The sequence below is a fragment of the Streptomyces africanus genome, assembly GCF_002150735.1.
In the GTDB taxonomy this organism is placed as follows: Bacteria; Actinomycetota; Actinomycetes; order Streptomycetales; family Streptomycetaceae; genus Streptomyces; species Streptomyces africanus.
Map to the genome: position 1 here is coordinate 1 of NZ_MUKA01000419.1, position 9,267 is coordinate 9,267.

Genomic DNA, 9,267 nt, shown 5'->3' on the forward strand with positions numbered 1-9,267 from the left:
GGGGAGAGGCGGATGCCGTCGGGGGAGCAGGAGAGACGGAGCCCGGCGGCGTCGCCGTCGAGGGCGTACGACGTGTCGGTCTCCGCCTTCTCGGTCCCCGCCTTGTCGGTCTCCGTTTTCCCGATCCCTGCCTTCTCGGTCCCCGCCTTCTGGACCCCCACCGTCGCCATCGTCCCGCCCGACGCCAGCGCCGGCAGCAGCCGCTCCGCCGTGCCCGGGTCCGCACCGCTGAGGAGCACCGCCGCCGTGACCGTCTCCACCAGCGGGCCCGGTACCGCGTGGCGGCCCAACTCCACGAAGGCGACGGCCAGGTCCACCGGTCGCGGCCCCAGGCCGCCTTCGTAGGCCTCCGGAACCGCCAGCGCGAACACACCGGCCTCCGCGACACGGGACCACAGCGCACGCCCGCTCGCGTGGTCGCCCCGGCTCCAGTCCCGCACGACCGCCGGTGTGTCGGCCGCCGTCAGCAGGGCGTCCAGCGAGGCGGCGAAGGCGCGCTGCTCCGCGTCGAGGAGGAAACGCATCAGCGGCGTCCCTTCGGCAGTCCGAGCAGGCGCTCGGCGATGATGTCGCGCTGGATCTCGTTCGTCCCCGCGTAGACGGGACCGGCCAGGGAGAAGACGTAGCGCTCGGCCCAGTCCGTGTCGGCGAGCTCCCCCTCCTCGCCCAGGAGGTCGAGGGCCGTCTCGTGCAGCGCGATGTCGTACTCCGACCAGAAGACCTTGTTCAGGCTGGACTCGGGGCCGATCGACGCGCCGTCCAGGAAGCGGGAGGCAGCGGCGTAGGCGAACAGCTGGTAGGCGCGGGCGCCGATCAGGGCGTCGGCCACGCGGTCCCGGGTGCTCTCCGGGCTGCCCTGTGCCCGCCAGAGGCGGTGGAGCCGGTCGGCGGCGGCGAGGAAGCGGCCGGGGGAGCGCAGCATCAGACCCCGCTCGTTGCCCGCCGCCGACATCGCGATCCGCCAGCCCTGGCCGGGCTCTCCGATCACGTCCTCGTCGGGCACGAACACCTCGTCCAGGAACAGCTCCGCGAAGGCCGGCTTCCCGTCGAGGCGGGCGATGGGGCGGACGGTCACGCCGGGCGAGCGCAGGCCGAACATCAGATACGTGAGGCCCTGGTGGGGTTTCGGCGCGTCCGGGTCGCTGCGGAACAGGCCGAAGGCGCGGTCCGCGAAGGCGGCCCGGGACGACCACGTCTTCTGTCCCGTCAGCAGCCAGCCACCGTCGGTGCGCACGGCTTTCGAGCGCAGGGACGCCAGGTCCGAGCCCGCCTCCGGCTCCGACCAGGCCTGGGCCCAGATCACCTCACCGGTGGCCATGGAGGGCAGCACCCGGGCTCGCTGCTCCCGCGTACCGTGCTCGAAGAGCGTCGGGGCGAGCAGATGGATGCCGTTCTGGCCGACTCTCCCGGGCGCGCCCGCCGCGTAGTACTCCTCCTCGAACAGCAGCCACTGGACCAGCGTGGCGTCCCGGCCTCCGTACTCCCCCGGCCAGTTCACCACCGACCACCCGTCCGCGGCCAGCTCCGCCTCCCAGGCGCGGTGAGCGGCGAAGCCGTCCTCTGTCTCCAGGGAGGGCAGCGGCCCGGACGGCACGTGGGCGTGCAGCCAGCCGCGGGCCTCGGCGCGGAACGCCTCGTCGGCGGGGGAGTGGGTGAGGTCCACGACCGGCGTCCTCCTTCCCTCACCAGTGGGCTTCCCTAACAAGTGTTTGGTAGGTTAGCGTGCTGTCATGACAAACGTCGAGGTGCCGGCCAGGGTTCCCGGACACGGGCTGCTCGACGGGCGTACGGCCGTCATCACCGCGGCGGCGGGCGCGGGGATCGGCGGGGCGACCGCCCGCCGTTTCCTGGAGGAGGGCGCCCGCGTGCTGATCAGCGACGCGCATCCGCGGCGGCTGAAGGAGCACGAGGCGCGGCTGTCCCGGGAGTTCGAGGGCGCGGTGGCGTCCGCCGTGTGCGATGTCACCGACGAGTCGCAGGTACGGGCGCTGTTCGACACCGCCGTCCAGGAGCACGGCCGGCTCGACGTGGTCGTCAACAACGCGGGCCTCGGCGGGACCGCGCCGCTCGTCGAGATGACCGACGAGCAGTGGGCGACGGTCCTCGACGTGACCTTGAACGGCACCTTCAGGTGCACCCGGGCCGCCCTGCGCCGGATGCGGGACACCGGCGGCGTGATCGTCAACAACGCCTCCGTCGTCGGCTGGCGCGCCCAGGCCGGACAGGCGCACTACGCGGCCGCGAAAGCGGGCGTGATGGCCCTGACCCGGTGCGCCGCCGTCGAGGCCGCCGCGTTCGGGGTGCGGGTCAACGCGGTGTCGCCGAGCCTCGCCATGCATCCCCACCTCGCGAAAGTGACGACCCCTGGCCTGCTGGAGGAACTGACGGCCCGCGAGGCCTTCGGGCGCTGCGCCGAGCCCTGGGAGGTGGCCAACGTGATCGTGTTCCTTGCGTCGGAGTACTCCTCGTACATGACGGGCGAGGTCGTCTCCGTCAGCAACCAGCATCCCTAGGGCCCTTCTGATGGATCTCCGCAGCGTCGCGACGCCCGGCACGCACGCTCGCCGCACGGTGCGCAGGGCCAGGTGGCTCCGCCACATGACCCTCCGCACCGCACGCCGATCGCACGCACCGAACGCCGCTCCTACTCCTGCGGAGATCCATCAGAAGGGCCCTAGGACAATGGACAGCGTGCCGACCAAGAAGAAGTCCCAGGCGACAGCCGTGACAGCCGAGCCCCCCGCCGCCCCGGACCGCCGCAGCGAACTCCTCGGCACCGCCGCCGAGGTCTTCGCCGAGCAGGGCTACAACGCCACCACCGTCCGCAAGATCGCGGACCACGCGGGCATGCTCGCGGGCAGCCTCTACTACCACTTCGACTCCAAGGAGTCGATGCTGGAGGAGATCCTGCGCACCTTCCTCGACGAGCTCTGGGACGGCTACGACGCCGTCCTGGGTGCCGGACTCGGGCCCCGCGAGACGCTCGAGGCCCTGGTCACCGAGTCGTTCCGGGAGATCGACCGGCATCGCGCGGCCGTTGCGATCTACCAGAAGGAGAGCAAGCAGCTCGTGGCGCAGGAGCGGTTCGCGTTCCTCGCCGAGTCGCAGCGCAGATTCGAGAAGGCGTGGCTGTCCACGCTGGAGCGCGGCGTCGCCGAGCGGGTCTTCCGGGCCGACCTCGACGTCCGGCTCACCTACCGCTTCGTGCGCGACACGGTGTGGGTGGCCGCGTCCTGGTACCGGCCGGGCGGCCAGCACAGCCCGGAGGAGATCGCCCGGCAGTACCTGTCGATGGTGCTGGACGGGATCGCCGTACGCGAACAGCCCTGATCTGAGGGAGTTGCCATGGCCGAGGCCTACATCGTCGAAGCGGTCCGCACGCCCGTCGGGCGGCGCGGAGGAGGGCTGAGCGCGGTCCATCCGGCCGACCTCGGCGCGCATGTGCTGAAAGAGCTGATGAACCGCTCGGGCGTGGATCCGGCCGCCGTGGAGGACGTCGTCCTCGGCTGTCTGGACGCCGTGGGGCCGCAGGCCGGGGACATCGCGCGGACCTGCTGGCTGGCGGCCGGGCTGCCCGAGGAGGTGCCGGGCGTGACCGTCGACCGGCAGTGCGGTTCCTCGCAGCAGGCCGTGCACTTCGCGGCGCAGGCCGTGCTGTCCGGCACCCAGGACCTGGTGGTCGCCGGCGGTGTGCAGAACATGTCGATGATCCCCATCGCCTTCGCCACCCGGCAGGCCGCCGAGCCGCTCGGGCTGACCGAGGGCCCGTTCGCGGGCAGTGCGGGCTGGCGGGCGCGGTACGGGGACAAGCCCGTCAACCAGTTCGCGGGCGCCGAGATGATCGCCGCGAAGTGGGGGATCAGCAGAGGCGACCAGGAGGAGTTCGCCCTGCGCTCCCACCAGCGGGCGGTGCGGGCGATCGACGAGGGCCGCTTCGACCGCGAGACCGTGCTGTACGGGGACGTCACCGCCGACGAGGGCCCGCGCCGGGACACCTCCCTGGAGAAGATGGCCGGCCTCAAGCCGGTCCTCGACGGCGGCACCATCACCGCCGCCTGCTCCTCGCAGGTCTCCGACGGGGCGGCGGCGATGCTGCTGGCCTCCGAGCGGGCCGTGCGCGACCACGGGCTCACCCCCCGCGCGCGCGTGCACCACCTCTCGGTGCGCGGCGAGGACCCGATCCGGATGCTCACCGCCCCGATCCCGGCCACCGCCCACGCCCTGAAGAAGACCGGCATGACCATCGGCGACATCGACCTCGTCGAGATCAACGAGGCCTTCGCCCCGGTCGTCCTGGCCTGGCTGGAGGAGACCGGCGCGGACCCGGAGAAGGTCAACGTCAACGGCGGTGCGATCGCCCTGGGTCATCCGCTCGGCGCGACCGGCGTGAAGCTGATGACGACCCTGTTGCACGAACTGGAGCGCAGCGGCGGCCGGTTCGGCCTGCAGACCATGTGCGAGGGCGGCGGACAGGCCAATGTGACGATCATCGAGAGGCTGTGAGACGCCGGCGGGTGTCCTCCGCCTCCTCCATGATCCGCTCCACCAGCTCCGCGCACGACGGCAGGTCGTCGATCACCCCGGCGACCTGCCCGGACGCCATCACTCCCAGATCCGTACGGCCGTCCACCATGGCCGCCTTGAGCAGCATCGGCGTGTTCGCGGCGAGCAGGACCTGGCTCCAGGTCAGCTCCTTGCCGTGCCGGAGGGCGAGCCCGTCGCGGACCATGCGACGCCAGGTGAGACCGGACAGCCGCCGGAAGCGGGACGCCCTGCGCATCGCGTGGAACAGGGCCTGCACGCGGCCCGAGTGCTCCAGCGCGTCCACCAGGTCCGTGCGCAGCATGCGGTGCGGAAGACCGTCCACCGCCCGGGTGACCGTCACGTCCCGCACCGTCGCCGCCAGATACCGGGCCTTCACCGCGTCCGGCACCGTCGAGTCCGACGTGAGCAGGAACCGCGTCCCCATGGCGACGCCCGCCGCCCCGTAGGCCAGCGCAGCGACCAGTCCCCGCCCGTCGAAGAACCCGCCCGCCGCCACGACCGGCAGGTCCACGGCGTCGACGACCTGCGGCAGCAGCACCGTCGTGGCCACCTCGCCGGTGTGCCCGCCGCCCTCCGCGCCCTGCACGAGGACCGCGTCCGCGCCCCACGCCGCGACCTTCTCGGCGTGCCGCCGCGCCCCCACGGTCGGCATGACGACCACACCGGCCTCCTTGAGCTCGCCGATCAGCTCCCGGGAGGGGGCCAGGGCGAAGGAGGCGACCCGGACGCCCTCCTCGATCAGGATCCGCACCCGGTCGCCGGCGTCCGCCGCGTCGGCGCGCAGGTTCACCCCGAACGGCGCGTCGGTGCGGGCCCGGACCTCCCGGACGGCCTCGCGCAACCGGTCGGGCGTCATCGTCGCCGAGGCCAGGATGCCCAGAGCGCCCGCGTTCGCCGTGGCGGAGACCAGCCGCGGCCCCGCCACCCAGCCCATCCCCGTCTGCACGAGGGGGTGGCGGACCCCGGTCAGCCGGGTCAGTGCCGTCTCCATCACGCGGCGACCTCCCTGTCCCGCGTGCCGGCCGGGTCGACGACCTCGCGGATCAGCCGGAGCTCCTCGGCGGTCGGCTCGCGGGTCGGCGGCACCTCGTCGGGGACGGCCAGCTCGAAGCCCGTCGCCTCTCTCACCTGCTCCACCGTGACTCCCGGGTGCAGCGACGCCAGCCGCATCCAGCGGTCCGGGGTGGCGAAGTCGAAGACACCCAGGTCGGAGACGACCCGCGGGATGCGGTGGTAAGGCGCTCCGGCCGCGTGGTCGTACCCGACCCCGCAGACCATGTCGACCCGCTCGACGAAGACCCGCCGGGAGTGCCGCGGGATCCAGTAACTGGTCGGATGGTTGAGGGTGTTGACCGGTGCGCCGCGCACCCCGAGCAGCTGCCGCCGCGGCCGCTCCCAGTCGCCGATGCAGGAGATGTTCTGGTTGCCGAACCGGTCGATCTGGCTCGCGCCCATCATCACGTGCCGCCGGCCGCCCGTGACCAGCGTCAGGTGCTGCCGGTACGGCAGCCAGCCCTCCGTCGTCCCGTCCGGGCGGACCAGCAGCGCCTCGCCGTCGGTCAGCAGCAGGTCCGGCGCGAAGGTGAGCCGGGCGAGCCGGGCACCCACGGAGGGGATCAGCCCCATGGGACTCGCGAGCACCTCACCGGCGCCCCGCCAGGCCTCGGCGCACGCGATCACGCAGTACTCGGCGCGGCTGACGCCCGTCATGCCCCCTCCCCGACGGCCGACTGGTACGCCTGCTCGTCCCCGGCGAGGAAGCGGGCCCGGAACTCCGGCCAGGGTGTCGTCGCGTACGTCTTCTGGAACGCCTCGTCCCGGCCGTAGTCCGGCGCGCAGGACGTGAAGTGCGCCCCGTTCGGCGCCTCCACGACGCCCGTCACCGTGTGCCGCTTGACCAGCAGGGTCTGCGGCGGTGCCGCCTTCGTCAGCTCGGCCGTGCCGACGATCCGTTCGCAGCTGACGTACGCGGTGTCCGCCGCTTCGCAGAACAGGTCGTCGAAGTACGGGTCCGGGCCCAGGTACTGCCCGTTGCCCAGCCGGTCGGCGCGGTTCACGTGCACCAGGGCCGCGTCGAGGCGCAGGGCGGGCATCGCCACGAACGTCTCCCCGTCCTCGTACGGCGAAGTGACCGTCCGCAGACCGGGGTCGACCCGCATCACGTCCGAGCCGAGGCCGGCCCGCACGGGCAGGAACGGCAGCCGGCTCGCCGCCGCGCGCAGGCCCCACAGGAACATCGCCTCGTCGATCTCCGCCAGCGCGAAGGCGCCCCGCTCGCGGGCCGCGCGGTAGTGCGGCTCCAGGGGGATCGAGTCCAGGGTGACGAAGGCCGTGACCAGCTTCCGGATCCGCCCGGCGGCGGCCAGCATGCCGACGTCCGGGCCGCCGTACGAGACGATCGTGAGATCGGTGATCCGGGACCGGAGCAGTGCTCTCACCAGGGTCATCGGCTTGCGGCGCGAGCCCCAGCCGCCGATGCCGAGGGTCATGCCGCTGGACAGGCGGGACACGGCCTCGTCGGCCGTCATCGTCTTGTCACTCACCTACGCGCCCTCCTTCCCGAAGCCGGCCCGCACCCGGTCGCCCACGCCGCTGAGCCCTGCCTCGAAGGTGAAGCCCTGCTCGAAGCGGTAGCTGCGGCGCACGTCGACCGGGTCGATGCCATTCAGGGCGGCCTTGGCCAGGCGCAGCAGCCGCCCGTCCTTCGCGGCGATCTCGCGGGCCAGCTCCAGGGCGGCCGCCCGCAGTTCCTCGCGCGGCACCACCCGCCACACCGAGCCGTGCGCGTGCAGTTCCGCCGCGCTCGCCGTGCGCGCCGTGTAGTACAGCGCCCGCATCAGGTGCTGGGGGACCAGCCGGGCCAGGTGCGTGGCCGCGCCCAGCGCTCCGCGGTCCAGCTCGGGCAGCCCGAACACCGCGTCCTCGCTCGCCACGATCGCGTCCGCGTTCCCCACCAGGCCGATGCCGCCGCCCAGACAGAAGCCCTGCACGGCCGCCACGACCGGCACCTCGCACTCGTACACCGCCGCGAAGGCCTCCGCGCAGCCGCTGTTCACGCCGAGCAGCGCACGGTGCTCCCGGTCGTCCGCCTGCAACTCCTTGATGTCCACACCCGCGTTGAACCCCCGCCCCTCGGCCGTGAGCACCACACACCGCACCTCCGGGTCTCGCCCGGCCGCGCGCACCGCGTCGGCCAGGGCGAACCAGCCGGCCACCGGCAGGGCGTTCACCGGCGGGAAGTCGACCGTGACGACGGCTATGCCCTTTTCCCCGCACGAGGTGGAGACACCCATGACATCATCAGCTACCTTTCCACCAAACGTTTGTTAGGTGGAAGGTAGCAGCGAATGGAGCTGGACGGGAAGGTCGCCGTCGTCACGGGCGGGACCCGGGGCGTCGGTGCCGGCATCGCGCGCGCCTTCGTGCGGGCCGGCGCCCAGGTGGTGGTCTGTGCCCGCCGCCCGCCGGACGTCCCGGTGCCCGGAACGGAGTTCAGGCCGCTCGACGTCCGGGACGCCGAGGCCGTCCGGCGCCTGTGCGCCGAGCTGCCCCGGCTGGACGTCCTCGTCAACAACGCGGGCGGCAGCCCCCACCGCCCGCTCACCCACGCCGACGCCGGCCGGCACGCGCGCGTGGTGGAGCTCAACCTCGTGGCCCCGCTGACCGTGTCCCTCGCCGCGTACGAGCACCTGCGACGGGCCAGGGGCTCCATCGTCATGATCGGCAGCGTCAGCGCAGGCCGCCCCTCCCCGGGCACCGCCGCCTACGGCGCCGCCAAGGCGGGCCTGGAGAGCCTCGCCCGCTCGATGGCCGTGGAGTGGGCGCCCGACATCCGGGTCAACACCCTCGTCGTCGGCATGGTCCGCACCGAACTGTCCCACCTCCACTACGGCGACCAGGACGGCGTCGCCGCCGTCGCCCGCACCGTCCCGCTCGGCCGTCTCGCCGAGCCGTCCGACGTCGGCCGGGCCGCGGTCTTCCTCGCCTCGGACGCCGCCGCCTACATCAGCGGGGCGAGTCTGCTCGTCCACGGGGGCGGGGAGCGCCCCGCGTTCCTGGACGCCTCGACCGCGAACAAGGAGACCCGGTATGCCCCGGACAAGAAGGCCTGAGATGAGCGGAATCTGCGACGGCCGGGTCGTCGTCGTCACCGGTGCGGGCCGGGGGCTCGGCCGCGCCCACGCCCTCGCATTCGCCGCCGAGGGTGCGCGGCTCGTCGTCAACGACCTGGGCGTCGGCCTCGACGGCACACCCGGAGCCGACGGGCTGCCCGGCTCCGGCAGCCCGGCCGCCCGTGTCGCGGAAGAGATCCGCGCGGCGGGCGGCGAGGCGGTGCCGCACGGCGGCGACATCGCCACGACCCAGGGCGCGGCCTCCCTCGTCCGGACGGCCCTGGACACGTACGGCCGGCTCGACACGCTCGTCAACAACGCGGGCTTCCTGCGCGACCGCATGCTGGTCAACCTCGACGAGGACGACTTCGACGCCGTCGTACGCGTCCACCTCAAGGGCCACTTCCTCCCCCTGCGGCACGCCGCCGCGCACTGGCGCTCCGAGGCCAAGGCGGGCCGCCCGCCCGGGGCCCGGATCGTCAACACCAGCAGCGGAGCCGGTCTGCTGGGCTCGGTCGGACAGGGCAACTACAGCGCCGCCAAGGCCGGGATCGTCGCCCTGACCCTGGTCGCGGCGGCCGAACTGCGCCGCTACGGCGTCCAGGTCAAC

Annotated in this window: 11 protein-coding genes; 5 read left to right on the plus strand and 6 right to left on the minus strand. The window is 73.2% G+C overall.

The annotated features are described in order from the left end of the window. Together CCL05_RS38200 and CCL05_RS38205 are read right to left on the minus strand one after the other, a co-directional pair. The coding region (locus CCL05_RS38200) for an acyl-CoA dehydrogenase family protein (protein WP_143590012.1) at nucleotides 1-524 on the minus strand (524 nt) is incomplete at its 3' end. Continuing rightward, nucleotides 524-1,663, minus strand: a complete 1,140-nt coding sequence (locus CCL05_RS38205; protein WP_086565217.1) for an acyl-CoA dehydrogenase family protein — start codon at nucleotides 1,661-1,663, stop codon at nucleotides 524-526. The genes CCL05_RS38200 and CCL05_RS38205, both read right to left, overlap by 1 nt. A gap of 67 nt (nucleotides 1,664-1,730) precedes the next feature. On the opposite strand from CCL05_RS38205, the gene CCL05_RS38210 reads away from it, so the two are divergent. The 3 genes from CCL05_RS38210 (at nucleotide 1,731) to CCL05_RS38220 (ending at nucleotide 4,503) form a co-directional block, all read left to right on the plus strand. Beyond that, complete coding sequence (locus CCL05_RS38210) at nucleotides 1,731-2,513, plus strand: SDR family oxidoreductase (RefSeq protein WP_086565218.1); 783 nt, start codon at nucleotides 1,731-1,733, stop codon at nucleotides 2,511-2,513. Between the two features lie 178 nt (nucleotides 2,514-2,691). Beyond that, nucleotides 2,692-3,330: a TetR/AcrR family transcriptional regulator gene (locus CCL05_RS38215; protein ID WP_425275973.1), complete on the plus strand. Its 639-nt coding sequence runs from the start codon at nucleotides 2,692-2,694 to the stop codon at nucleotides 3,328-3,330. Between the two features lie 15 nt (nucleotides 3,331-3,345). Next, nucleotides 3,346-4,503 (plus strand): acetyl-CoA C-acetyltransferase, encoded by a 1,158-nt coding sequence (locus tag CCL05_RS38220; RefSeq protein WP_086565220.1) that lies wholly within the window; start codon nucleotides 3,346-3,348, stop codon nucleotides 4,501-4,503. Here the strand turns inward: CCL05_RS38220 and CCL05_RS38225 are convergent. From CCL05_RS38225 to CCL05_RS38240, 4 genes are read right to left on the minus strand one after another with little or no spacing between them, the layout of a single operon-like run. Continuing rightward, nucleotides 4,487-5,536 carry an NAD(P)H-dependent flavin oxidoreductase gene (locus CCL05_RS38225; RefSeq protein WP_086565221.1) on the minus strand — a complete coding sequence of 350 codons (1,050 nt, stop codon included), beginning with the start codon at nucleotides 5,534-5,536 and terminating at the stop codon, nucleotides 4,487-4,489. The two genes, CCL05_RS38220 and CCL05_RS38225, sit on opposite strands and share 17 nt — an antisense overlap. After that, on the minus strand, nucleotides 5,536-6,255 hold the full coding sequence (locus tag CCL05_RS38230; protein ID WP_086565222.1) for a CoA-transferase subunit beta: 720 nt from the start codon (nucleotides 6,253-6,255) through the stop codon (nucleotides 5,536-5,538). Before CCL05_RS38230 ends, CCL05_RS38225 begins: the two co-directional genes overlap by 1 nt. After that, on the minus strand, nucleotides 6,252-7,088 hold the full coding sequence (locus CCL05_RS38235; RefSeq protein ID WP_086565223.1) for a CoA transferase subunit A: 837 nt from the start codon (nucleotides 7,086-7,088) through the stop codon (nucleotides 6,252-6,254). Before CCL05_RS38235 ends, CCL05_RS38230 begins: the two co-directional genes overlap by 4 nt. Continuing rightward, nucleotides 7,089-7,838, minus strand: a complete 750-nt coding sequence (locus tag CCL05_RS38240) for an enoyl-CoA hydratase family protein (protein WP_086565224.1) — start codon at nucleotides 7,836-7,838, stop codon at nucleotides 7,089-7,091. Nucleotides 7,839-7,892: 54 nt separating this feature from the next. On the opposite strand from CCL05_RS38240, the gene CCL05_RS38245 reads away from it, so the two are divergent. Continuing rightward, nucleotides 7,893-8,657: an SDR family oxidoreductase gene (locus tag CCL05_RS38245; RefSeq protein WP_086565225.1), complete on the plus strand. Its 765-nt coding sequence runs from the start codon at nucleotides 7,893-7,895 to the stop codon at nucleotides 8,655-8,657. 1 nt (nucleotide 8,658) lies between these two features. Then, a partial coding sequence (locus CCL05_RS38250; RefSeq protein WP_086565226.1) for an SDR family NAD(P)-dependent oxidoreductase occupies nucleotides 8,659-9,267 on the plus strand: 609 nt, incomplete at its 3' end.